This is a genomic window from Providencia xihuensis, assembly GCF_041953405.1.
GTDB lineage: Bacteria > Pseudomonadota > Gammaproteobacteria > Enterobacterales > Enterobacteriaceae > Providencia > Providencia vermicola.
Genome location: NZ_CP169565.1, coordinates 4,147,628 through 4,170,765 on the forward strand (window position 1 = coordinate 4,147,628; position 23,138 = coordinate 4,170,765).

Annotated in this window: 25 protein-coding genes; 8 read left to right on the forward strand and 17 right to left on the reverse strand. The window is 43.0% G+C overall.

Features of this window, described 5'->3' with window-relative positions; genetic code table 11:
• The first annotated feature begins 64 nt into the window (after positions 1-64).
• Positions 65-706, forward strand: coding sequence for a peptide-methionine (S)-S-oxide reductase MsrA (gene msrA / locus ACE2AL_RS18825; RefSeq protein ID WP_349421926.1), 642 nt, complete (start codon positions 65-67; stop codon positions 704-706).
• A gap of 455 nt (positions 707-1,161) precedes the next feature.
• Positions 1,162-2,529, forward strand: a complete 1,368-nt coding sequence (locus tag ACE2AL_RS18830) for a hemolysin family protein (protein WP_272573910.1) — start codon at positions 1,162-1,164, stop codon at positions 2,527-2,529.
• A gap of 78 nt (positions 2,530-2,607) precedes the next feature.
• Here the strand turns inward: ACE2AL_RS18830 and ACE2AL_RS18835 are convergent, their stop codons facing one another.
• Positions 2,608-2,814, reverse strand: coding sequence for a DUF1107 domain-containing protein (locus ACE2AL_RS18835; RefSeq protein ID WP_047756348.1), 207 nt, complete (start codon positions 2,812-2,814; stop codon positions 2,608-2,610).
• A 291-nt stretch (positions 2,815-3,105) separates the two neighbouring features.
• Here ACE2AL_RS18835 and ACE2AL_RS18840 point away from each other — a divergent pair, with 291 nt between their 5' ends.
• Positions 3,106-3,663 (forward strand): YtfJ family protein, encoded by a 558-nt coding sequence (locus ACE2AL_RS18840; protein ID WP_206083193.1) that lies wholly within the window; start codon positions 3,106-3,108, stop codon positions 3,661-3,663.
• A gap of 157 nt (positions 3,664-3,820) precedes the next feature.
• Here ACE2AL_RS18840 and qseC read toward each other — a convergent pair whose 3' ends face one another.
• Positions 3,821-5,173 (reverse strand): quorum sensing histidine kinase QseC, encoded by a 1,353-nt coding sequence (qseC, locus tag ACE2AL_RS18845; RefSeq protein ID WP_375083764.1) that lies wholly within the window; start codon positions 5,171-5,173, stop codon positions 3,821-3,823.
• Positions 5,170-5,835 carry a quorum sensing response regulator transcription factor QseB gene (qseB, locus tag ACE2AL_RS18850; protein WP_206083189.1) on the reverse strand — a complete coding sequence of 222 codons (666 nt, stop codon included), beginning with the start codon at positions 5,833-5,835 and terminating at the stop codon, positions 5,170-5,172. The genes qseC and qseB overlap by 4 nt, the downstream gene beginning before the upstream one ends.
• 177 nt (positions 5,836-6,012) lie before the next feature.
• Between qseB and ACE2AL_RS18855 the strand changes: the two genes are divergently transcribed.
• The 4 genes from ACE2AL_RS18855 (at position 6,013) to mqo (ending at position 9,389) form a co-directional block, all read left to right on the forward strand.
• Positions 6,013-6,417, forward strand: a complete 405-nt coding sequence (locus ACE2AL_RS18855; RefSeq protein WP_375083765.1) for a YgiW/YdeI family stress tolerance OB fold protein — start codon at positions 6,013-6,015, stop codon at positions 6,415-6,417.
• A gap of 129 nt (positions 6,418-6,546) precedes the next feature.
• The gene (locus tag ACE2AL_RS18860) at positions 6,547-7,137 is read left to right on the forward strand and encodes a GDP-mannose pyrophosphatase (protein ID WP_206083185.1); all 591 of its coding nucleotides are present in this window, start codon (positions 6,547-6,549) and stop codon (positions 7,135-7,137) included.
• A gap of 358 nt (positions 7,138-7,495) precedes the next feature.
• Positions 7,496-7,885 carry a hypothetical protein gene (locus ACE2AL_RS18865; RefSeq protein WP_272573907.1) on the forward strand — a complete coding sequence of 130 codons (390 nt, stop codon included), beginning with the start codon at positions 7,496-7,498 and terminating at the stop codon, positions 7,883-7,885.
• Between the two features lie 10 nt (positions 7,886-7,895).
• A complete protein-coding gene (gene mqo / locus ACE2AL_RS18870) occupies positions 7,896-9,389 on the forward strand; it encodes a malate dehydrogenase (quinone) (RefSeq protein WP_206083181.1) in 1,494 nt (497 codons plus the stop codon).
• A 53-nt stretch (positions 9,390-9,442) separates the two neighbouring features.
• Here mqo and cysQ read toward each other — a convergent pair whose 3' ends face one another.
• Both cysQ and ACE2AL_RS18880 read right to left on the reverse strand, forming a co-directional pair.
• A complete protein-coding gene (gene cysQ, locus ACE2AL_RS18875) occupies positions 9,443-10,183 on the reverse strand; it encodes a 3'(2'),5'-bisphosphate nucleotidase CysQ (RefSeq protein ID WP_375083766.1) in 741 nt (246 codons plus the stop codon).
• A gap of 129 nt (positions 10,184-10,312) precedes the next feature.
• The gene (locus ACE2AL_RS18880) at positions 10,313-10,933 is read right to left on the reverse strand and encodes a peptidylprolyl isomerase (RefSeq protein WP_206083177.1); all 621 of its coding nucleotides are present in this window, start codon (positions 10,931-10,933) and stop codon (positions 10,313-10,315) included.
• 219 nt (positions 10,934-11,152) lie between these two features.
• Here ACE2AL_RS18880 and ACE2AL_RS18885 point away from each other — a divergent pair, with 219 nt between their 5' ends.
• Complete coding sequence (locus ACE2AL_RS18885; RefSeq protein WP_272573906.1) at positions 11,153-11,734, forward strand: LysM-like peptidoglycan-binding domain-containing protein; 582 nt, start codon at positions 11,153-11,155, stop codon at positions 11,732-11,734.
• A 109-nt stretch (positions 11,735-11,843) separates the two neighbouring features.
• Here the strand turns inward: ACE2AL_RS18885 and rplI are convergent, their stop codons facing one another.
• The 12 genes from rplI to hfq all read right to left on the reverse strand — a co-directional run bounded on the left by rplI (position 11,844) and on the right by hfq (position 23,122).
• Positions 11,844-12,293, reverse strand: coding sequence for a 50S ribosomal protein L9 (rplI, locus tag ACE2AL_RS18890; RefSeq protein WP_206083173.1), 450 nt, complete (start codon positions 12,291-12,293; stop codon positions 11,844-11,846).
• 37 nt (positions 12,294-12,330) lie between these two features.
• The gene (gene rpsR / locus ACE2AL_RS18895) at positions 12,331-12,558 is read right to left on the reverse strand and encodes a 30S ribosomal protein S18 (RefSeq protein WP_000135199.1); all 228 of its coding nucleotides are present in this window, start codon (positions 12,556-12,558) and stop codon (positions 12,331-12,333) included.
• A gap of 4 nt (positions 12,559-12,562) precedes the next feature.
• The gene (gene priB / locus ACE2AL_RS18900; RefSeq protein WP_206083171.1) at positions 12,563-12,880 is read right to left on the reverse strand and encodes a primosomal replication protein N; all 318 of its coding nucleotides are present in this window, start codon (positions 12,878-12,880) and stop codon (positions 12,563-12,565) included.
• A gap of 8 nt (positions 12,881-12,888) precedes the next feature.
• Positions 12,889-13,284, reverse strand: a complete 396-nt coding sequence (gene rpsF, locus ACE2AL_RS18905) for a 30S ribosomal protein S6 (RefSeq protein ID WP_206083778.1) — start codon at positions 13,282-13,284, stop codon at positions 12,889-12,891.
• 154 nt (positions 13,285-13,438) lie between these two features.
• Positions 13,439-14,188: a 23S rRNA (guanosine(2251)-2'-O)-methyltransferase RlmB gene (rlmB, locus tag ACE2AL_RS18910; protein ID WP_206083169.1), complete on the reverse strand. Its 750-nt coding sequence runs from the start codon at positions 14,186-14,188 to the stop codon at positions 13,439-13,441.
• Positions 14,189-14,275: 87 nt separating this feature from the next.
• Positions 14,276-16,744 carry a ribonuclease R gene (rnr, locus tag ACE2AL_RS18915; protein ID WP_206083167.1) on the reverse strand — a complete coding sequence of 823 codons (2,469 nt, stop codon included), beginning with the start codon at positions 16,742-16,744 and terminating at the stop codon, positions 14,276-14,278.
• Positions 16,745-16,786: 42 nt separating this feature from the next.
• Positions 16,787-17,209 (reverse strand): nitric oxide-sensing transcriptional repressor NsrR, encoded by a 423-nt coding sequence (gene nsrR / locus ACE2AL_RS18920; protein ID WP_206083165.1) that lies wholly within the window; start codon positions 17,207-17,209, stop codon positions 16,787-16,789.
• A 330-nt stretch (positions 17,210-17,539) separates the two neighbouring features.
• Complete coding sequence (locus ACE2AL_RS18925) at positions 17,540-18,841, reverse strand: adenylosuccinate synthase (protein WP_206083163.1); 1,302 nt, start codon at positions 18,839-18,841, stop codon at positions 17,540-17,542.
• A 284-nt stretch (positions 18,842-19,125) separates the two neighbouring features.
• Positions 19,126-20,127 carry a protease modulator HflC gene (gene hflC / locus ACE2AL_RS18930; protein ID WP_225820591.1) on the reverse strand — a complete coding sequence of 334 codons (1,002 nt, stop codon included), beginning with the start codon at positions 20,125-20,127 and terminating at the stop codon, positions 19,126-19,128.
• Between the two features lie 2 nt (positions 20,128-20,129).
• Entirely contained in the window at positions 20,130-21,338 is a 1,209-nt protein-coding gene (hflK, locus tag ACE2AL_RS18935; RefSeq protein ID WP_206083160.1) for an FtsH protease activity modulator HflK, read from the reverse strand.
• A gap of 115 nt (positions 21,339-21,453) precedes the next feature.
• Positions 21,454-22,734, reverse strand: coding sequence for a ribosome rescue GTPase HflX (gene hflX / locus ACE2AL_RS18940; RefSeq protein ID WP_349415467.1), 1,281 nt, complete (start codon positions 22,732-22,734; stop codon positions 21,454-21,456).
• Positions 22,735-22,825: 91 nt separating this feature from the next.
• A complete protein-coding gene (gene hfq, locus ACE2AL_RS18945) occupies positions 22,826-23,122 on the reverse strand; it encodes an RNA chaperone Hfq (RefSeq protein WP_206083158.1) in 297 nt (98 codons plus the stop codon).
• Between the last annotated feature and the right edge of the window lie 16 nt (positions 23,123-23,138).

A 23,138-nucleotide genomic window follows, 5' to 3' on the forward strand; every position in this document is an offset into this window, starting at 1 on the left:
CGAGACACAAGTTTTTATCCTAATTTTTAGCTTATTTGTGTGGTCAAGACCAATAGGAATCATTATGCCTTTTAATAAATTTCACTCTGCAAATATTTCACAGCCTCTGCATGGCAGAACCAGCGCACTTTCTTATTCACCATATCACGCTGTTAGCCATCATTCGATTGAGATTATTCCTAAGAATATGGAAATAGCTTATTTTGCAATGGGTTGTTTTTGGGGTGTTGAGCGATTATTTTGGCAACAGTCAGGGGTTTATACTACCTCTGCGGGCTATTGCGGTGGTGTGACTCCCAATCCAACCTATGAAGAAGTTTGTTCAGGCCGAACAGGCCACGCAGAAGCTGTACGCGTTGTCTTTGATCCACAAGTTATCAGTTACGCTCAACTATTAACGCTATTTTGGGAAAACCACGACCCCGCCCAAGGCATGCGCCAAGGGGGCGATATCGGTAGCCAGTACCGTTCAGGCATTTATACATTAACAGAAGAACAAGACCAGCAAGCGATGAAAACGTTGCAGGCCTACCAAGAAGCCATGAAGGCACAAAACGATATTCGCCCAATCACTACAGAAATCACGCCATTGGAAACCTTTTATTTCGCTGAGGATTACCACCAGCAGTATCTGTATAAAAATCCAAATGGTTATTGTGGCTTAGGCGGTATCGGTGTTTGCATGCCACCGTCTTTAACTATTTAGCACATAACTGATTTATCTTTTATTTATTCTTTAATTAATGCCACAACAATAAATATATTCAAAATTATTCGTGCTGTAGGTAGGCGGCAAACGAAGATATCTCGGGGAGCATACACAAGTATGTGACCCGAGTAGCCGAGAGAAGCCAACACCCCTACAGTTCGAAGAATGAAGAATATTGACCCTAGTAGCTGAGAGAAGCCAACCCCCCCTACAGCGCGAAGAATGAAGAATATTGACCCGAGTAGCTGAGAGAAGCCAACTCCCCCTACAGCGCGAAGAATGAAGAATATTGACGAATATCTCGCCAGCCATCTATACTAACGACACATATCAACAATTTGCGCATGTCGCGCACCGTATATTTGCTTACTCAATATATTTTAATATTCGAGACTATGCCTTTAAAGATTTCTGAATTTTATAAATTCACCCTTTGAAAGGCTGGATAACTTATGCTCAACAGTTTACTGATCGTCCTTTTATTATGTGCTATTAGCGCATTTTTCTCTTTGTCAGAAATTTCACTGGCTGCTTCCCGCCGTATAAAACTCAAGTTAATGGCCGATGAAGGTAACATTAATGCGGCTCGTGTTCTGAAATTACAAGAAATGCCTGGTATGTTTTTTACCGTGGTGCAAATTGGCTTAAATGCGGTTGCCATCCTTGCTGGTATTGTTGGCGAGTCTGCATTTTCCCCTGCTTTATATGATGTTTTCATTCAGTTTTTATCCCCTGAGTGGGCACAAAAAATTGCCTTTGTCCTCTCATTTACTATCGTGACCAGCCTATTTATCTTAGTGGCTGATTTAACCCCAAAACGCGTTGGTATGGTGAAACCAGAAGCCATCGCAATCCGCATTGTTAATCCAATGCGCTTTTGTTTAGTGGTATTAAGCCCCCTTGTTTGGTTCTTTAATGGCCTAGCTAACCTATTTTTTAAACTATTCAAACTACCTATCGCACGTAATGAAGATATTACTTCTGATGATATTTTTGCGGTGGTAGAAGCGGGTGCCGTTGCAGGTGTTTTGCGTAAACAAGAGCATGAATTAATTGAAAATGTGTTCGAATTAGAATCGCGCACCGTACCATCGGCAATGACACCGCGTGAAAGCATTATTTACTTCGATAAAAACGAAACTGAAGACAGTATTAAACATAAAATTTCCACTCAGCCACATTCAAAGTTCCTCGTTTGTGAAGGGGATATTGACCATGTTATTGGTTATGTCGATTCCAAAGAGTTACTTAATCGTGTACTGAATGGGCAAAGTTTAAACTTAAATGATGGCGTACATATCCGTAGCACTCTGATGGTGCCAGATACACTTTCGCTATCAGATACACTAGAAGCCTTTAAAAATAACGGTGTCGATTTTGCTGTTATTCTCAACGAATATGCCTTAGTGATGGGGGTCATTACCATCAATGACGTTATGATTACCCTAATGGGGGATTTAGTCGGATCAGGACAGGAAGAACAAATCGTCGTTCGTGATGAAAACTCGTGGCTAGTCGATGGGGGAACCCCTATCGAAGATGTACAACGTATTTTAGATATTGATGATTTTCCAGACTTTAGTAATTATGAAACTATCGCTGGTTTTATGATGTACCGTTTGAGAAGAATGCCAAAACGTACGGATTACGTGAAATACGCAGGCTATAAGTTTGAAGTGGTGGATATCGACAACTACAAAATTGACCAGTTGCTTGTCACACGGATTACTTCTACCCCTTCCCCCGTCGTTGTACAGCCAGGAAAAAGTGCCATTGAAACGGCTGACGCAAAACAGCAAACAAAAAATACTAACCACTAGTGCTTACTCGCGAAGCCGTTTCTTTCAATGCGCCACCTTCTGTGGCGCTTTGTTAATCAATAAACAATATTGATTAACCTATCCTAATTCAGCCTGTAGTAATAAAACGTGTTTGTTAACCTCACTCATCACACTGTAATGGCGTTTATCACTGACTTTTGGCGGTAAAATCTTCCCATAATTAAACTCGAATGCCCCAAAATCCTTTATATAGAGCCGACCACTGAAAAGTGTTTTAACATAAAGAGCAATTTTAGATGGGTTATAACGGTTAAAAATTTTCATTAGAACTTTTCCTCCCCTTTGTTCTTACGTACGGCATCTCATAATGCATACCGTACAATAATCATAGACCAGAAATTTCGACTTTGGTTCTAAAATTGCAGTTTTATTCAATTTGCTGACATAACATGACACTGTCAAATAACTGTTAAATCCCCTTTAAACGGTGTGTTTATTCTGAATTTTAAAAAATTGTTAAATTTCACATTGAAACTCATCCGATGAGCTATGCTATAAATACACGAAGAAAAATAATCTTCGGGCTCAAACCACATTACAATTCAAGGGGCTTTTATGTTTAAAAACGTCTTCATTTCCATTTGCTTACTCAGCTTATCCACGCTAGCGGCAGCTGCTAATATTCAAATAAATCAATCTGTTCCTGCAGTTTCAGTCACAGATAAAGGCGAACTAATTCTTAATAAAGAAAACAAACTCGATTACCAGCCATGGAAAAGCCAGCAATTAGTGGGTAAAGTGCGCACTATTCAGCATATTGCTGGGCGTTCATCCGCAAAAGAACTCAACGCACCTCTCATCGAAGCCATTAAAAATGCTAGATTTCCGCACGATACCTATCAAACCACGACGATTATTAATACGGATGATGCAATTTTTGGAACGGGCGTTTTCGTTAAAAACAGTGTCGAAGACAGCAAAAAAGAGTTTCCCTATTCTCAATTTATTGTCGATAGCGATGGTGTAGTCAAAACAGCATGGGGATTAAAACCTGAAAGTTCTGCGATTATCCTATTGGATAACCAAGGAAAAGTGCTATTTTTCAAAGATGGTGAGTTAAATTCGCAAGAAATTGAGAAAGTCATTGGCTTACTCATTTCCGCTTTAAAATAGTCGCGCAATTAATCCCTTCACTTAGCCCAGATAAATGAAGGGATTAACTTATCATGGTATTTTTCAAAAATAGTGAGTTATTCTAAAATGCCCTTATAGTAAATATGCATAATTATTTTCATTTTGCTAATAATCAATCACTCTAACTAAGGGTATTTTAGTGTGCCCAACGAATTTTGACACAGAAACCACCCAGTTCACTATGGGTGAAAATAACGTGCAGATTATGCAGCTCAGCAATGCGCTTAACAATAGACAATCCCAGCCCGCTTCCTGTTTTTTCTTGCCCTGGCGGGCGATAAAAACGCTCCCCTAAACGCTGTAACACATCTGGGGTTACACCCTCGCCATCATCTTGGATTTCAAGGCGATCCGCATATAATGAAAGTTTAACTTCGCCTTTTTCTTTACCATAACGAATGGCATTATGAAGTAAATTGCGTAATAACACGCTCAGGAGCAGTGCTTGCCCTTGAAAAGGCTTTGGCGTTGAAACAACTGTTTGAATAATTTGAGTTTCGTGGCGCATCGCATCTGGCTCAATCTCTTTCACTGCCGCGTTAATTAATGCCTCCCACGTAAGTTCATTGGAATCTTCTAGCTGCGCAGAAGATTCTAATCGTGATAAGGTCAGCAATTGGTCGACAAGCCGAGTGGCTCTATCAATACCTTCCGTTAAATTTTCAACAGCATGACGACGTATTTCACGGTTATCTCCTGCAATTTGAACAACTTCTGCCTGTACTTTTAACGCAGCAAGAGGGCTACGTAACTCATGGGCTGCATCAGACGTAAATTGCCGTTCGCGCATAAACATTTGGTTAATGCGACCAAACAACCCATTCACTGAGTCGATAATAGGCCTCGCCTCACTGGGGATCCGTGTCACTTGTATTGGTGTTAGCTCATTGGGCTTTCGACGATACAACTGGTTGGCAACATCTTTAAGCGGGCGCAAAGCACGAGTTAATAACCATAAAAATATCAATAACATCGCAGGTAATGCCACTAACCATGGCATAAATTGGGCAACCATAATATCTGTCGCCATCTCTTGGCGATATTCCCACTCTTGCCCTACTGCAATCACATATTGTCCATCCTGAGATTTTAACCAGACAAATCGCCAAGGGTCATCACTCCCCTTCATCATGCCATCTGAAAAACCTTCTCGTGTGAACTCAAAACTAATATCACGACCATTATCGCCATCATTGAGCACCTGTTCCCCTTCAGGAGTAAACACAGCAAACGCCAGCGCATCATCGTCTTGAGACCCGCGGTTCTTCCGTAATTTTTTTTTTGTTTTGGTTAGTGAGGGTTTCGTTAACTCAAGATCTGAAGGCAACACCGATAACCGCTTGGCAAAAGCCATCTGCTGTGTATCAAATAACTCATTGATTGTTTTATAGGTTTGGTACCATGCTAACGAGCTGGCAACTCCCCACGTCAGCAACGCAAGAAATAATAATGTTAAGGTGAGTTTTAGCCGCAAACTAAACGTTTTCATTGTTCATTATCACCTAATCGATAACCGACACCGTGAATTGTTCGAATAAACTTATTCCCCAATTTGCGCCTTAAATGATGAATATGTACCTCGACGGAATTACTCGATACTTCCTCATCCCAGTTATAAAGCTTTTCTTCAATCAACGCGCGGGACAACACTTTGTTTGGATTGTGTAAAAAGAGGGACAATAACGCCAGTTCCTTGCCTTTGAGTTGAACGGATTCGCCATTCACCGTCACTGTCATCGCAACAGGGTCCATTTCAACCACACCATGGCTAAGTTTGGGAGTGAGTTGTCCACTTCTACGGCGGATCAATGCTTGCAAACGCGCCATCACCTCCATCAATGCGAAAGGTTTGCATAGGTAATCATCTGCACCTTGTTGCAAGCCTTGAATTCGTTGGTCAAGGGCATCTCGCGCGGTCAGAATTAACACGGGTTCATCCCGCCCTTCTGTACGCCAGTACTTTAAAATATCCATACCATCAATATTTGGCAGGGATAAATCCAGAACGACTGCATCATAAGGCGCATCAAATAACGCAAGTTGCCCCTGTTTACCGTCCATAAACCAGTCAACCGTGAACCCAAGCTGCGTTAAACCGACTTTTAGCCCGTCACCAATGAGTCTGTCATCTTCAATTAATAAAATACGCATAATTCCCCCATATCGGAATATTATTATATTTATCCCATACGCAATAAGATGACTAGCTATTATTAAGCAAATTAAAAATATAATATATTATGAGAATTTCTTAAGATCCTGTTAAGATTTACCTGCTTTAATACCCTCCATACGAACCAGTTAATGCTTTATTTGGAGATAACGACGATGAAAAAATTACCTTTAATTGCTTTAGTTGCCGCTCTTGCTTCTGCACCTGTTTTTGCTGCTAATGGCGGTTTTAATGGCCCAGGTGCTGTTGCCAATACAGCCACACAGAATACCCAAGCAGGTGGCTTTATTGGCCCAAATAGCGGGGAAATGACTGTCGCAAAAGCACTTGATATGTCAGATGATAGCTGGGTTATCCTACGCGGTAATATTGTTAAACAGCTTGATCATAAACATTATGAATTCACTGACGGTACAGGCACCATTAACCTTGAGATCAGCGAAAAACGCTGGAATGGCATTAATGTCACGCCAAAAGATAAAATCGAAATTCGCGGTAAAATCGATAAGGATTGGAACTCAAGGGAAGTTGAAGTCAAACAAATCCAGTTAATCAAATAATTGAGCTCACCAGTTATATCGCCAGCTTTCAGCCCTTAGCAAAAAGCTGGCTTTCCTCAAAATCTTATTTCTTGCTATTTTTAACAGTGCTAAATTAGCCTTAAATACAATTGTCGCTAAGGCTATACAATGACTGTTAAACAACCGAAACTGCGTAATATTCAAGAAAGACTCCTTTCAGATAATTGGTATATTTTAAAAAAATACACCTATGAATTACAAAGACGCGATGGAAGTTGGCAACAACAAGAACGCGAAGTGTATGACAGAGGAAACGGCGCCGTTATTTTGTTATACAACAAAATTAAAAACAGCATTATTCTCATCCGCCAATTCCGTATGCCGATGTATGTCAGTGGCTACCCGAAATTTTTAATCGAAGCTGCCGCAGGCTTACTTGAAAATGCCTCTCCAGATGCACGTATTATTGCCGAAGCAGAAGAAGAAACGGGCTTTAAAGTTGATAAACTGGAAAAAGTCTTTGAAGCCTTTATGAGTCCAGGCTCTGTCACAGAAAAACTGCATTTTTATATCGCCGAGTATAACGATAATAACCGTAGCAATGCAGGCGGAGGGCTGGTAGAAGAAGGCGAAGATATTGAAGTATTAGAGTGGCCATTCCCTAAAGCACTCGAAGCTATCAAAACAGGAGAAATCGTCGATGGTAAGACAATTATGTTAATACAGCACCTCGCCTTAAATTCAATTCTTAAAAGCTAATTATTTTATCGACTCACTGTAATTGAACTACATTACGGTGAGTTTTATTTTATATTCTCTATTTTAACAACCTAATTATTTATTTCCTTCATTAAAAGAGGTATTTGGCTCACGCCAATCAATAAACGACAATCAAAACAAGAGAAAAATAAACCTTATAATTCAATTAAATACAAACATGCCATCTTTACTATAAATAAAGACACTTTAACTTTGACCTGCCACTTAAAAAACCTTAAATTAAAAACATTATATATTTTCGCCGTTTTAATATTGTCATTTTACGAACCCTAATTTTATCACTAATGAATCTAAATTAATTTCAAGTCATACCATTTTCATTAAGGAGCTAAATAAGATGATACGTTGTGTTCGTATGTGGACAGGTGAAGATGGAAATTCCCTGTTTGAAGAAGGCACACTGGAACTGGATAGTGTTGCCCGTGGAGATAGTCAAACCCCAGCCATTTCAGTCAGCGAACTGACTTTCCGTGAAACTGTCTCAGGTGGATCTTGGGATTGGCATAAAGATCCTGTCCCTCGTTATGTGATCACCCTCACTGGCACCTTAGAATTTGAAACCAAAGATGGTTCAAAATTTATCATTAATCCAGGTGATATTTTACTCGCACAGGATAATACTGGAACAGGCCATAAGTGGCGATTGATCGGTGACGACCCATGGCGACGTGCTTATGTTGTCTATCAAGAAGGCACTGATCTGTGCTTCACACCGACCAAAAAATAGAGGCTTTTTTATGACTAAACCTATAGCAGAAAACGTTGATATTGCGCTGATCGGTGCAGGGATTATGAGTGCGACACTCGGTACTTTATTAAAAGAACTCGACCCATCACTGACGGTTACGGTTTTTGAACGCTTAAATGATTGTGCACAAGAAAGTTCACATCCGTGGAATAACGCAGGAACAGGCCACGCTGCAAACTGTGAAATGAACTACACCCCGCCGAATCCTGATGGCACGGTCGATATCAGCAAAGCCCTTGAAGTTAATACAGAATTCGATTTATCTCGCCAGTTATGGTCATACCTTGTCACGAAAGGAAAAATTAAAAATCCACGCGATTTTATTCACCCTTGCCCCCATATGAGCTTTGTTTGGGGCGCCGACAATGTCAAATTTTTACAACAACGCTTTAAGCAAATGTCAGCTCACCACTGCTACCACAACATGGAATACAGTGATGACCCAAAACAAATTAATGATTGGGCACCGTTGTTGATGGAAGGTCGTGACGATGACAAAAATATTGCTGTCACCCGTGTAGTTACAGGGGCAGACGTCGATTATGGTGCATTGACGCATTTATTAATGGCACAACTCAGCGAACAGTCTGGTTTTACTCTTCACTATAAACATGAAGTCGTTGATGTCACTCAAACCTCTGATGGTCGCTGGAATGTGGAAGTCAAAAATTTATTGACCCATGAAAAACACGTCACATCCGCAAAATTTGTGTTTGTCGGTGCAGGAGGACGTGCTATTGAATTACTGCAAAAATCAGGTATTCCTGAAGGAAAAGGCTATGGCGGCTTCCCTGTCAGTGGAATTTGGCTACGTTGCGATGATGAAAAAGTGGCTGCAAGGCACCATGCAAAAGTGTATGGCAAAGCAGACAAAGGTTCTCCACCGATGTCAGTTCCACATTTAGATACTCGTATTATTGGCGGCAAACGCTCCTTACTGTTTGGCCCATATGCAGGCTTTTCCAGTAAATTTTTAAAACACGGCTCTTATTTAGACCTGTTTGAATCCATTCGCCTCAATAATATTGAGCCGATGCTGGCTATCGCAAAAGATAATTGGTCGTTAGCTGAGTACCTTGTCGGGCAAGTGCTGCAAACCTCTGCACACCAATTTGCCACACTGCAAAAATTTTACCCAGATGCACAACATGAGGATTGGAAAGAAGTCGTTGCAGGCCAGCGTGTGCAAATTATCAAACCTGATCATGATAAAAAAGGTATTTTAGAATTTGGTACCGAGCTGATTACCAGTGCAGATAAGTCATTTACTGTATTGATGGGAGCCTCGCCAGGGGCATCAACCGCCGCCTTTATTGCGCTAAATGTCCTAAAAGATTGTTTTGCCAATCAACTTAAAGCGGATGGCTGGGAAACTAAGTTAAAAGACATTATTCCAACTTATGGTATTGATTTAAAACAGGACGCAAAAGCGTGTTTAGATATTCGTACTGCAACCGCTAAAGTGCTGCAATTAGATAATTAGCTACAGATAAGGTTGGGAAATGACTTCCATGACTTCCCAACCTTATCTGATTATTAGAATAAAATCACTCGAAAGCCAGGGTTCAAAAATGACTCTCTCGGTGTATAGTCTAAAGTTTTTCCATTCCAATCAACTACTTTCGCACCTGCCCCAATCGCAATCGCATGACCCGCTGCAGTATCCCAAATATTCGTCGCTCCAAAACGTGGGTAAAGCTGCGCTTTTCCGTCCGCGACAAAGCAGAATTTCAGTGATGAACCAATTTCTACGGTCGTATGCTCCCCCATTTGCGCCAAGTAATCCATTAACTCGCTGTCTTGATGAGAACGGCTTATCACAATGACAGGAGGTTTTCCATCATACACATGGATTTGCTGCTTATGACCGCCTTCTTCTTTCCACGCTTGGTTTCCCTCTGCATAATAAAGCAACCCTTTTGCAGGAGCATACACGACCCCCATAACGGGTACCCCATTTTCAATTAACGCAATGTTAACGGTAAAATCCCCATTGCGGTTAATAAATTCTTTGGTGCCATCAAGAGGGTCAATCAACCAATAGCGTTGCCAGTGCTGTCTTACTGACCACTCCGGAGGATCTTCTTCAGAAAGTTGTGGAATATCAGGGGCAATGCGGGTGAGGCCAGCAGCAATAATATGGTGTGCGGCAATATCCGCTTCCGTGACAGGGGAGTTGTCACTTTTATGATCAACCCGCAACGGTTCTTGCGCATTGTAGGTTTCCATAATGGCATAACCCGCTTCTTGAGCAAGTTCGCAAATTTGTTGTAGCATGTTATTCACCTCTCTCCCGTTGACCTTTACAGCAAGAGTAGCAAGTGTGTAAAATTTACGCCATAAAAAATGCCTTAGTGAATAAAAACACCAAGGCATCAATTCAAATAGTGATTAAAACCGCTATTCTTATAAGATTTCTAACAGCTCAACTTCAAAAACGAGTGTGCTAAATGGTGGAATTGATGCACCTGCACCGCGCTCACCATAAGCTAATTCATGAGGGATATACAGCTCCCATTTCGAACCAACAGGCATCAGCGTTAATGCTTCAATCCAACCAGGGATCACGCCGCTAACTGGAAATTCAGCTGGCTGGCCACGTTGAACAGAGCTATCAAACACAGAACCATCAATTAAACGGCCAGTGTAATGAACACGGACACGATCAGAGCGAGATGGGATCGCACCTTCGCCTTGGTTGATCACAGAAAATTGCAAACCAGATTCAGTCGTTGAAACGCCTTCACGTTTTTGGTTTTCATCGAGGAATTTTTGGCCTTCTTCTGCCATTGCAGCTTGGCGAGCAACACGGACTTCATCTGCACGCTCATGAACTTCACGTAATGCTTTGTGCAGGGTTTCAACAGGCACTGATGGCATGTTGCCTTCTAAAGCATCAACCAGACCCGCTAAAATTGCGTTTGGTACTAAGCCTTCTAGCCCTGACTCTAATAATTGTTGGCCAACTTGTAGACCAATACCGTAACTCGCTTGAGCTTCTACTGAATCAAAATTTTGGTTTGCCATTAAAATACCCATATGGTTTTTGATAAAAACCAAGAATAACAGCCCCCCTGCTATGGGTAAACCCAAACCGTCAATCTAAATAATAAATTACCCCGATAGCGTATAAATTTGCTCAGTGTTCTCCGAAAAATCATATCAAGCACTTAAATTACCCAAAAACAGTGTTAGTATGCGTATAAATACGCCCAAGTTAATGCATTGCCTCATCAAGGAGGAGTGATGGTTAAACTGTCTAAATTTCATCGCTATGGTATCGCCGTATTAGCACTGATTGTTGTGGTTGCCCTGTTTTGGCCAACTGGCGATAAACCTTTGAATAATACGCCGCAAAATCAGCCTATTGTCATTCCCCCACCAACAACACCTGAGATCATTCCTGATCCTATTCAGACGCCATCTGGTCAAGAACCTGAAGGTAATATAGAGGAAATACCAACAGAACCTGAAATTGTGCCTGAGCCCATAGAACCTGTGCCAACAGAGCCACCACCAACAACACCAAAGACACAAGAGCCTCAGGTCACAAGCCCATCGGCAAATAAGTGGCAAAATTACCGCGTTCAAAAAGGGAAAACACTGGCGCAATTATTCCGTGATAATAATTTGCAGGCTAACGATGCCTTTATCATGGCTCGCGTTGAAGGGGTTGAAAAACCGCTAAGTAATTTACGTCAGGGGCAAAAAATTCGCTTAAAAGCAAATGAGAAAGGGGAAGTTCAGTTGCTGGAAACTACGGCTTCTGATGGAAAAACATATAGTTTTGCACGGTTAAGCGACGGCAGTTACTATCGTACACCTTAGGCGCTAATCATCGCTAAAATGGAATACTAGAAAACAAAAAACACCGGACTTAGCCGGTGTTTTTTATTGGTATTGCCGATAAGTCGACAATACCTACCATCATTATTGATTACTCAGCAACGATGATAACGTTCAGCTCTGCGAAAACATCACTGTGTAACTGGAAGTGAACTTCGTGGTCACCAGTAGTACGCAGAACGCCGTTTGGCAGGCGAACTTCGCTTTTCGCGATTTTAACGCCAGCTGCAGTTACTGCATCAGCGATGTCACGAGTACCGATTGAACCGAACAGTTTACCTTCGTCACCAGCTTTAGAAGCTAAAGTAACAGAACCCAGTGCAGTAACAGCTGCTGCACGAGCCTGTGCTGCTGCCAGAACGTCAGCTAATTTAGCTTCCAGTTCAGCGCGGCGAGCTTCGAAGAATTCGATGTTTTTCTTAGTTGCAGGAACAGCTTTACCCTGTGGAACTAAGAAGTTACGAGCATAGCCCGATTTAACGTTAACCTGATCACCCAGGCTACCTAGGTTAGCTACTTTATCAAGCAGAATAACTTGCATTACCTTATCCTCTTAAGTCGTTAATGGACTGTACCAATTACTGATGACGATCAGTATATGGTAACAGAGACAGGTAGCGAGCGCGCTTGATAGCACGAGCGAGCTGACGCTGATATTTTGCACGAGTACCGGTGATACGGCTTGGTACAATTTTACCACTTTCAGTGATATAGTTTTTCAGCGTTGCGATATCTTTATAGTCGATCTCTTGAACGCCTTCCGCTGTGAAACGGCAGAACTTGCGACGACGGAAATAACGTGCCATATGGCTAGTCTCCAGAATCTATCAAATCAATCTGCTCGGCATGGAGGACTATTTTGCTAATTCCATTACGCCCTTGATGGGTACTAATGAAACCGCTAACTGTAATCCAACTGCCGACCGTTAAACTGTGAGTATGAGCTTGTAAGGTTTGTCCGCTAACAATAATGGGCATTCTGCACCATGCTTGCCTTGACAATCCCGCTTCCAGTTGTTGTGAACGATGTTCTAAAACAAACTGACAATGTGGAATGCCCGACGGACTCACTTTTCGAATCAATGCTTTACAGACTGTGCCTGTTAGCACCAAACGATTAGTGGACACCTGCGCAATTACTCTTCAGAATCCCCAGTTTCTTCTACTTCTTCATCCTGATATTCATCAGAAAGGTCACGGCCACGACGTTCGTCTTTAGCTTTAACCATTGGAGAAGCTTCTGTTACTGCGTGTTTTAAGCGCATAACCATGCTGCGGATAACGGCATCGTTGAAGCGGAAGTTAGTTTCCAGCTCATCAATCGCTTCCTGCGGTGCTTCTACGTTCAGCAGAACATAGTGAGCTTTGTGCAGTTTGTTGATTGGGTAAGCCAGTTGACGGCGGCCCCAGTCTTCCAGACGGTGAATCTGACCTTGTGCGTTAGTGATTACTGCACTGTAACGCTCGATCATGCCCGGAACCTGTTCGCTTTGGTCAGGATGGACCATAAAAACGATTTCGTAATGACGCATTAGTAGTTGCTCCTTACGGATTATTAGCCTCCTGTCTGGGTTAACCGCGGCCCGCGGAGGCAAGGAACTTGTTGAGTGCGGCTAAAAAATTGACGCGTAACTATACCCACCCCTGAGATAAAACTCAAGAGATGGATGCAGTTTTACACAAATATTATTTTTCACCTGAAACAGGTAAGCGCTGGCGTACGGCTTCAAACAAGCAAACCCCTGTCGCCACTGACACATTCAGAGAGGAGACGGAACCTGCCATCGGGATGCTGATTAATTCATCACAATGCTCGCGGGTTAAACGGCGCATGCCTTCACCTTCTGCGCCCATCACTAATGCGATAGAGCCTGTCAGTTTGCTTTGGTATAAATTATGGTCTGCTTCACCCGCCGTCCCCACAATCCATACGTTGTATTCTTGCAATAAGCGCAATGTCCTTGCTAGGTTCGTCACACGAATAAGGGGAACATTTTCTGCTGCACCGCAAGCTACTTTTTTTGCAGTTGCATTCAATTGCGCCGATTTGTCTTTCGGAACAATCACTGCATGCACACCTGCTGCATCTGCGCTACGCAAACAAGCCCCTAAATTGTGGGGATCCGTCACACCATCAAGTACCAGTAAAAATGGTGACGGTGTGCTTTCTAATAAATCGGGCAAATCACCTTCTTGGTATTGCTTACCTGGTAATACTTTCGCAATGATCCCTTGGTGAACAGCACCTTCAGTTTGGCTATCCATCCACTGGCGATTCGCGACTTGGACAACAACGCCTAGTGCTTCAATTTCATGCACGATAGGCATCAATCGGCGATCTTCACGCCCTTTTAGGATATACACTTCTTTAATGCGTTGCGGAGAACGCTCAAGCAAGGCTTTCACTGCGTGAATACCGTAAATAATTTCGCTCATAACAGTCTTATGTTTTAATCTAAATGAGGAAAGTGGCGCAAACACGCCACTTTCGTTAATTAACAAAGCGCTACGCTAGCAAAAATATTAGCCCTCTTGTTTTGAGGATTTCTTCGCAACGCGTTTTGCTTTTAGTTTTGCTGTAATTTTCTTAGTTTTATCGGAAGGTTTTTTTCCCTTTCCTTTCCCTTTTGCATCAGCTTGTGCTTCGCTTTTTTTCCCTTTTTTCTCAGAACGGCGAAATGCAGAATCAGGCTCGAAGTTTTTATCTTTGCTCCCTTGCGCTTTACGGCGAGCTGGCCGCGTAGCATTTTTTACTTCTTGCTTCATTTTATCCCGTGCAGTTTTGCCAGGGGCTTTCGCTTTACGAGTTGTTGAAATTAACGCGAAATCAATGGTGCGTTCATCCATATGCACCGCTTCCACACGAATTTCCACTTCATCACCAAGTCGATAGGTCGTGCCTGATGATTCACCAATTAAGCGCTGGCCGACAGCATCATAACGGTAGTAATCGTTATCAAGGGTAGAAATATGTACTAAACCGTCAATAAACAAGTCATTGAGGCGAACAAAGAAGCCAAAGCCTGTCACACTGGTAATTAACCCCGTGAAAATTTGACCCACTTGGTCTTGCATAAAGTCACACTTCAACCAATCAGCCACATCGCGCGTTGCTTCATCGGCACGACGCTCTGTCATCGAACAGTGTTCACCCAGTTGCAACATGCTGTCCATATCAGAGTGCCAGCCGCCTGTTTCTGTCCAGCGCTTATCTGAATGGCCATATTCTTTTGCCAACAAATATTTGATACCACGGTGCAACGTTAAGTCAGGATAACGACGAATTGGCGAGGTAAAGTGCGCATACGATTTCAGCCCTAGACCAAAGTGACCACGGTTTTCAGGGTCATAAATCGCTTGTTTCATCGAACGCAAGATCATGGTTTGCAGCAATTCGTGATCAGGGCGCTCAGCCACTTCATTCATCACTTGTGCATAATCTTTTGGCTCTGGCTTCATACCACCAGGCAATGTGAGCCCTAACTCGCTAAATACTGAACGTAAATTCATTACGCTCTCTTCTTTTGGACGATCATGCACACGGTATAACGCAGGCTCTTCGTTTTTCTCCACAAATCTAGCCGCCGCAATGTTAGCTAAAATCATGCATTCTTCAATTAATTTGTGTGCATCATTTCGCTCGACAGGTTCAATACTTTCAATACGGCGCTCTGCATTAAAAATAAATTTCGCCTCTTCCGATTCAAAGGATATCGCCCCACGCTCAATTCGTGCCGCATCTAATGCCTTGTATAACTGATGTAAATGTTCAATATGTGGAACCAATGCTTTGTAATGTTCACGCAGTTCTTCATCACCTTCCAAGATTTTCCATACTTTTGTATAGGTCAACCTTGCATGGGAATTCATCACTGCTTCATAGAATTTATAGGAAGACAGCTTCCCTGAGGCCGATACCGTCATTTCGCACACCATACACAGGCGATCGACCCCTGGGTTCAATGAGCAAAGGCCATTAGAAAGAACTTCAGGCAACATCGGCACAACTTGAGATGGGAAATATACTGAGTTACCACGGCTACGCGCCTCAGTATCTAACGATGTTTGCGGGCGTACATAATAGCTAACATCCGCAATTGCGACCCATAAACGCCAGCCACCGCCTTTTTTCGGCGCACAATGAACAGCATCATCAAAATCGCGAGCATCTTCACCATCGATAGTGACCAATGGTAAATCACGCAAATCCATACGCCCTTTTTTCGCAGACTCAGGCACATGTTCACTTAAATCAGCGACTTGTTTTTCAACTTGTGGCGGCCATGAATGGGGAATTTCGTGAGTACGCAGCGCGATTTCAACCGCCATACCCGTTCCCATGGTTTCCCCAAGCACTTCGATAATATTCCCGACTGCTTGAGAACGGCGTTGTGGGCGAGTCACTAACTCAACAACCACCACGTTACCCATGCGAGCACCGCAAATACGGTCTTTCGGGATCAAGATATCAAAACTGAGACGACTATCATCTGGCACCACAAACCCCATGCCCGACTCAATAAAATAGCGGCCTACAATTTGGTTGTTTCTTGGCTCTAATACGCGAACCACGCGCACTTCAGTACGACCTTTACGGTCTTGCCCATATGGCTGTGCTAAAATCACGTCGCCGTGCAGCGCACGTTTCATCTCATCTTGAGATAAATAATAATCTTCTTTTTTACCCTCAACACGCAGAAAGCCGTAGCCATCGCGATGGCCAATAACCTTTCCTTTTAATAAATCTAAACGCTCTGGCAATGCATAACATTGACGGCGTGTGAACACGAGTTGACCATCACGTTCCATTGCTCTTAAACGGCGGCGTAAAGCTTCTAATTCATCTTCCGTAGAAAGATTGAGTAACTGGGCGATTTCTTCGCGATTAGCTGGGGCAGTACGTTTCGAGATTAAGTCGAGGATGAATTCTCGGCTTGGAATTGGGGATTCGTATTTTTCTGCTTCTCTTTCCTGAAAAGGATCTTGTGACATCGTTACCTCCGTTGTCATCAGAATTCATAACTACTGCGAATATTAATCAAGCAGTAATTGATAGAGCGGGGTGTTATCTTTCACCATGTCCGCCAGCGTATATTGATCAAGTTCTTGTAAAAACTGCTGTATTGCTTGGTGTAGCACACCTTTTAAACGACACGCAGGTGTTATGTGGCAAAACTCACCACTACAATTAACAAGGGTTAGGGGTTCTAATGCTCTAACAACATCCCCTATACGAATTGATTCTGCTGGTTGCCCTAGTGTAATCCCGCCATTTTTGCCACGAGTGGCTTTTATATAACCTAAATGACTGAGCTGATTGATAATTTTAACCATATGATTACGTGAAACGCCATAAACGTCCGTCACCTCTGTAATACTGGTCATCTTCCCTTCACCCAGAGAAGCCAGATAAATAAGCGCTCGTAATCCATAGTCGGTAAAACTCGTCAGTTGCACAATCACCTCAAAATTTTGGCTTTTACTTATACGACCAAAATGAGTTGGTCGAAAATTTTCTCACGTATTTTAATTGCAAATAACCTAATTTGAACCTAAATCCCACTTGGTTATGCACAAAATATAGCATGCAAATAAATTATGTGTTCATAAATACAGTTTAGCGTATTACGTATCGCAAATATGCATCTAATTGCACAGAATCTGCACACAAAAGTAACTTAGTTCAATCATTATGGGGAATTTTGACTGTTTTATCAAAGAAGTTGCATCGCGGAGGGAGGTAAAGCAGTAAAAAAACTGCGCCTGTATTAGGCGCAGTCAATGTTATTACTCAACGTCAAACGGGTCACGCAGGATCATCGTTTCAGAACGATCTGGACCAGTTGAAATAATATCAACAGGAATACCCGTTAATTCTTCAACACGTTTGATGTAGTTCAGCGCTGCTTGCGGCAGTAATTCTCTTTGCTTCACACCAAAAGTGGTTTCTTTCCAACCTGGCATGGATTCGTAAACTGGCTCTAAACCATCCCACTCATCCGCAGCTAAAGGCGTTGTTTCAAGCACTTTGCCATCTGGACGACGGTAGCCCACACAGATTTTCACTTCTTCTAAACCGTCTAAAACGTCCAGTTTAGTCATGCAGAAACCTGACAGTGAGTTGATTTGTACCGCGCGGTTGATTGCAACGATATCTAACCAACCAGTACGACGTTTACGACCCGTCGTTGCACCAAATTCTTGGCCTTTTTCACGCAGGAATTCGCCCACTTCGTCAAACAATTCGGTTGGGAATGGACCCGCACCAACACGTGTTGAGTAAGCTTTGATAATACCCAGTACGTAATTAACATAACGAGGGCCTAAACCAGAACCTGTTGCAACACCACCCGCGGTGGTATTTGAAGAGGTTACATACGGATAAGTACCGTGGTCAATGTCCAATAATGTGCCTTGTGCACCTTCAAACATCACAAATTCGTTGTTCTGGCTTGCTTTGTACAGCAGATCAGACACATCGATTACCATGCCTGTCAGGATATCGGCCACTGCCATGATATCATCCAGTGTTTTTTGGTAATCAACAGCAGGTTCTTTATAGTAATTAACGAGTTGGAAGTTATGGTATTCGACGATTTCTTTTAATTTTTCTGCGAAAGTTGCTTTATCGAATAAGTCACCAACACGTAAGCCGCGACGAGCAACTTTATCTTCGTAAGCAGGACCAATACCACGACCCGTTGTTCCAATCGCTTTGGAACCACGTGCTTTTTCACGGGCGTTATCTAATGCAACATGATAAGGCAGGATCAGTGGGCATGCTTCTGAAAGACGTAAGCGTTCGCGAACTGGAACACCGCGGTCTTCCAATTCTTTCATCTCTTTCATTAATGCGTCAGGCGCAAGAACAACGCCATTAGCGATAATACTGATGACATTTTCACGAAGAATACCGGATGGAATTAAGTGGAGAACGGTTTTTTCACCGTTTACAACAAGCGTATGGCCAGCATTATGGCCGCCCTGATAGCGAACTACATATTTAGCGCGCTCTGTCAGCAAGTCGACGATCTTGCCCTTCCCTTCGTCACCCCATTGGGTGCCCAGTACGACAACGTTCTTACCCATTTCGAAATACACTCGGTTGCTTAAAAATGAATTCTACCATCAAAAATGAACTGTTCCAGTGATATTTTGGCATTACTAAAATTTTTTTCTGGAAAGCAAGTTAAATGGTATTTTTATTTCTGCCGTAAACCCAAAATGAATGTAACCAGTTGAGCAGCTTAAATTTTCCCTGAAAAATCCTATACTTAAAACGACAGGCGAAAAAAAGCCCACCGAAGCGGGCTTTTCTTTAATAGATTAACAGTTATTTTGCTAGGTTGCACGCAACTTAGTCTGATTATTTATTAATCTGTTGCACGAAGCTTAGTTGGTGCTTTCATGAAGCGGAAGAAGTCTGTGTCTGGGCTTAATACCATCACGTCTTCACCACTCTTGAAGCTTTGCTCGTAAGCACGCAAGCTACGAATAAACGCATAGAACTCTGGATCTTGGTTGAATGCATCAGCAAACAGTTTTGTTGCCATTGCATCGCCTTCACCTCGGTAGGTCAGCGCGGTACGCTCTGCTTCTGCCAGTGTTTCAGTTACAGTTTTATCTGCAACCGCACGGATCTTAGTCGCTTCTTCTTGACCTTGTGAACGGTGCTGACGTGCAACCGCTTCACGCTCTGCACGCATACGTGCATAGATAGCTTCAGAAACTTCGTTTGGCAGTTCGATACGTTTAATACGCACGTCGACAACTTCGATACCTAACGCCGCCATACTGTTTGCATTCACAACCAGTGGCTTCAAGTTAGTTTCTTTTTCAACACGTGCTGCGGCATCCGCAATCGCTGCATCAGCTTCTTTTGTCGCATCATCAATTGCAGTACCTTTGTTCAAGGCATCACGTACATCAACGGTTAAACGACCACGTGAATCAGTAATGATATCTTTAACGCTTAAACGACCAAACTCAGAACGTAAACGGTCACTAAATTTACGTTTTAACAGGGTTTCTGCTTGATATGGGTTACCACCGCCAGTTGCTACATAGTAGCGACTGAAATCAGTAACACGCCATTTCAGGTAGGAGTCCACCATTAAATCTTTGTTTTCGCTTGTCAAATAACGGTCAGCTTGGATTTCCAATGTCTGAATACGTGCATCTAACATTTTCACAGTTTCAATAAATGGCACTTTGAAATGCAAACCTGGCTCATAAATGATCGGTTTGTTTTCAGAATCACGCAGAACCTTACCAAAACGCAATACAATGCCGCGGTCAGTTTGAGGAACAATAAAGATAGATGCGTATGCAACTGCCAAGATGGCAATAACGATAACAATTAGCGATTTACGCATGATTATTGTCTCCCTACTCTAACAGCATCACCACGAACAGCGCTGTTTGGCTGTGCAGGCGTTGCAGCAGATGATGACGAATTAATGCTTGGCGTCGCCATTCTTGCTGACGGATTAACTTTTGATGTTGAAGCCGCATCTGAATTTGTACCACGCATGATTTGGTCAAGCGGCAGCACTAACATGCTGTTGCTCTTATCATTCGCAATAACTTTACGTGTATTACTTAACACACGCTCCATCGTATCGATGTAAAGACGCTCACGAGTGATTTCTGGTGCTGCACGGTATTCAGGTAGCATTTTCGCAAAGCTTGCGACCTCACCCTCTGCTTTGAAGACCACACTCGCTTTATACGCTTCGGCTTCTTCAATCAGGCGTTGTGCGTTACCTTTTGCCAGTGGAAGAACTTCATTTCGATAAGCGTGCGCTTCACGAATAGTTTTTTGTTCTTCTTCCCTTGCTGAGATTACGTCATCAAATGCTGCTTTAACATCTTCAGGTGGACGCGCTGCTTGGAAGTTGACATCCAGCAGTGTGATACCCATTTTGTATGGTGCAATTGTCGCTTCAAGCTCTTTTTGTGTCACATCACGGATAAAGGCTCGATTCGTAGTCAATACTTGCTCCATGGCAGATTGACCAATAACACCACGCACAGCACTGTCTAACGCCTGACGCAGACTGTTGTCTGGGTTAGTCACGCTAAATAAATATTGCGCAGGGTCAGTCACACGGTATTGAACGTTCATTTCAACGCGGATCACGTTTTCATCTGACGTCAACATCATGCCGTTAGTCGCTTGCTCACGTACAGTTTCTACGTTGACAGGCACGACTCTATCAATGAATGTTGGCTTCCAGTTCAAACCTGGCCCAACAATACCACTGTATTCACCAAAACGTAACACTACGCCACGGTCACTTTCTTTGATGGTGTAGAAGCCTGAACCTGCCCAGACAACTACAATAGCAGCAAGTGCTAACATCCCTAAACGACCACTGATTTGTGAAGGCTGTTTGTTATCGCCATCACCACCGTTGCCGCCTTTGTTCCCACCTAGCTTGCTGCCTATTTTACGAAAGAGATCGTCGAGATCATAAGCCCCACGTTTTCGACCACCTTTGTTTCCGCCAGAGTTGCCGCCTTTATTGCCGCTTCCCCACGGATCGCGGTCTTGTCCGTCATTACCGGGCTGATTCCACGCCATGTTTTAGCTCCATTCTTTATGATTGATTTTCAGGGCTAAGAGCTCCGCTCAACACACTGGAAGTATGCTGAGTTTGTGTGTCTCTTAATATCAATTCCATTGCCTGGCTACGTTGTTAAACCACGTAGTCAGATAATTGCTGCTCTTGTTTACACAAACGTCGCCAATCCACCATTGGCATACGCACCTCAAGGCCGATTGAACCGTCTTCTTCCAACCATTCACGTTCGATTGACTGGAGTTGATAAAAACGGCTACGCAAACGACCTTCGTTTGGTGGTAAACGCAATTCATAATGTGCGATTTCACCAGAAAGGCGTTCCGTCAATGCTTGTAACAGCAATGGGATACCTTCACCTGTTTGCGCCGAAACCCAGACACGAACAGGGTTGTTATCCTCATCTCTGTCAATACGCGGGACAAAATCTTCCAGCATATCAACTTTGTTCATCACTAAAAGTGCTGGTATTTCATCCGCTTCAATTTCTTCCAACACGCTTTCAACCGCATGGATATTTTCATCCAAGCGAGCATCTGCTGCATCGATAACGTGCAGCAGTAACGTTGCTTCACGAGTTTCTTGCAGGGTTGCTTTAAATGCGGCAACCAAATCATGTGGTAAGTGGCGAATAAAACCCACGGTATCTGCTAAAACGACAACACCGACATCTTCGACATTAATACGGCGAAGCGTTGGGTCAAGTGTCGCAAATAGCTGATCTGCAGCATAAACATCTGCAGACGTCATACGGTTAAATAAACTCGATTTACCCGCATTGGTATAACCCACGAGAGAAATTGTCGGAATATCCGCTTTACTTCTCGCTTGACGCCCTTGTTCACGCTGTTTTTCTACACGGCTAAGCCGCGATAAAATCTGTTTGATTTTATCCCTTAATAACCGACGGTCTGTTTCAAGTTGAGTTTCACCAGGACCACGCAAACCAATCCCGCCTTTTTGGCGCTCAAGGTGTGTCCATCCTCTCACTAAGCGAGTGGATAAATGACGTAACTGTGCCAATTCAACTTGAAGTTTACCTTCATGCGTACGCGCCCGTTGAGCAAATATATCTAAAATTACCCCTGTACGGTCAACCACCTTACATTGGCAAATCCTTTCGAGATTACGTTCTTGAGCAGGGCTTAGCGTGTGATTAAACAACACCACATCTGCGCCACTTTCCTCAACGGCTTGGGCTATCTCTTCAGCTTTTCCTTCCCCAACAAAAAACTTTGGGTGAGGTGCCTTACGACTGCCTGTGACTATTTGTACTGGCTTTACCCCAGCAGACGTCACGAGTGACTCAAACTCTGCCAGATTATCAACGTCTTTTTCTTGGGAAAAAAAGACATGGACTAACACAGCAAGCTCACCGCCTTCATACCTATCAAACAAGGTGCAACCTCTTAGGCTAAACAATAATTGCAAAGGAAAACACAGGTACAGTCTCCCTACCCATGCTTTCCTTGTCTTTTAGCGTACAAACTTACTCAGTTACTTCGCCATCCTGCGATGCAGGTGCACCCGAATGGTAATTACCATTACCTGCGCTACCACCTGTTGTGCCACTGTGGTGAGAAACAGGACGTGCAGGGACAACAGTAGAGATAGCGTGCTTATAAACCATCTGGCTAACTGTGTTTTTCAATAAAATGACAAATTGATCAAAAGATTCAATTTGCCCCTGCAATTTGATGCCATTAACGAGATAAATAGAGACCGGAACCCTTTCACGACGTAATGCGTTCAGGAACGGATCTTGCAAAGATTGCCCCTTAGCCATTCTATGTTTTCCTTAT

Excerpts from the sequence above, each read along its gene's own strand:
- msrA (WP_349421926.1), top strand. The coding sequence starts at position 65 with ATGCCTTTTAATAAATTTCACTCTGCAAATATTTCACAGCCTCTGCAT.
- ACE2AL_RS18830 (WP_272573910.1), top strand. The coding sequence starts at position 1,162 with ATGCTCAACAGTTTACTGATCGTCCTTTTATTATGTGCTATTAGCGCA.
- ACE2AL_RS18835 (WP_047756348.1), bottom strand. The coding sequence starts at position 2,814 with ATGAAAATTTTTAACCGTTATAACCCATCTAAAATTGCTCTTTATGTT.
- ACE2AL_RS18840 (WP_206083193.1), top strand. The coding sequence starts at position 3,106 with ATGTTTAAAAACGTCTTCATTTCCATTTGCTTACTCAGCTTATCCACG.
- qseC (WP_375083764.1), bottom strand. The coding sequence starts at position 5,173 with ATGAAAACGTTTAGTTTGCGGCTAAAACTCACCTTAACATTATTATTT.
- qseB (WP_206083189.1), bottom strand. The coding sequence starts at position 5,835 with ATGCGTATTTTATTAATTGAAGATGACAGACTCATTGGTGACGGGCTA.
- ACE2AL_RS18855 (WP_375083765.1), top strand. The coding sequence starts at position 6,013 with ATGAAAAAATTACCTTTAATTGCTTTAGTTGCCGCTCTTGCTTCTGCA.
- ACE2AL_RS18860 (WP_206083185.1), top strand. The coding sequence starts at position 6,547 with ATGACTGTTAAACAACCGAAACTGCGTAATATTCAAGAAAGACTCCTT.
- ACE2AL_RS18865 (WP_272573907.1), top strand. The coding sequence starts at position 7,496 with ATGATACGTTGTGTTCGTATGTGGACAGGTGAAGATGGAAATTCCCTG.
- mqo (WP_206083181.1), top strand. The coding sequence starts at position 7,896 with ATGACTAAACCTATAGCAGAAAACGTTGATATTGCGCTGATCGGTGCA.
- cysQ (WP_375083766.1), bottom strand. The coding sequence starts at position 10,183 with ATGCTACAACAAATTTGCGAACTTGCTCAAGAAGCGGGTTATGCCATT.
- ACE2AL_RS18880 (WP_206083177.1), bottom strand. The coding sequence starts at position 10,933 with ATGGCAAACCAAAATTTTGATTCAGTAGAAGCTCAAGCGAGTTACGGT.
- ACE2AL_RS18885 (WP_272573906.1), top strand. The coding sequence starts at position 11,153 with ATGGTTAAACTGTCTAAATTTCATCGCTATGGTATCGCCGTATTAGCA.
- rplI (WP_206083173.1), bottom strand. The coding sequence starts at position 12,293 with ATGCAAGTTATTCTGCTTGATAAAGTAGCTAACCTAGGTAGCCTGGGT.
- rpsR (WP_000135199.1), bottom strand. The coding sequence starts at position 12,558 with ATGGCACGTTATTTCCGTCGTCGCAAGTTCTGCCGTTTCACAGCGGAA.
- rpsF (WP_206083778.1), bottom strand. The coding sequence starts at position 13,284 with ATGCGTCATTACGAAATCGTTTTTATGGTCCATCCTGACCAAAGCGAA.
- rlmB (WP_206083169.1), bottom strand. The coding sequence starts at position 14,188 with ATGAGCGAAATTATTTACGGTATTCACGCAGTGAAAGCCTTGCTTGAG.
- rnr (WP_206083167.1), bottom strand. The coding sequence starts at position 16,744 with ATGTCACAAGATCCTTTTCAGGAAAGAGAAGCAGAAAAATACGAATCC.
- ACE2AL_RS18925 (WP_206083163.1), bottom strand. The coding sequence starts at position 18,841 with ATGGGTAAGAACGTTGTCGTACTGGGCACCCAATGGGGTGACGAAGGG.
- hflC (WP_225820591.1), bottom strand. The coding sequence starts at position 20,127 with ATGCGTAAATCGCTAATTGTTATCGTTATTGCCATCTTGGCAGTTGCA.
- hflK (WP_206083160.1), bottom strand. The coding sequence starts at position 21,338 with ATGGCGTGGAATCAGCCCGGTAATGACGGACAAGACCGCGATCCGTGG.
- hfq (WP_206083158.1), bottom strand. The coding sequence starts at position 23,122 with ATGGCTAAGGGGCAATCTTTGCAAGATCCGTTCCTGAACGCATTACGT.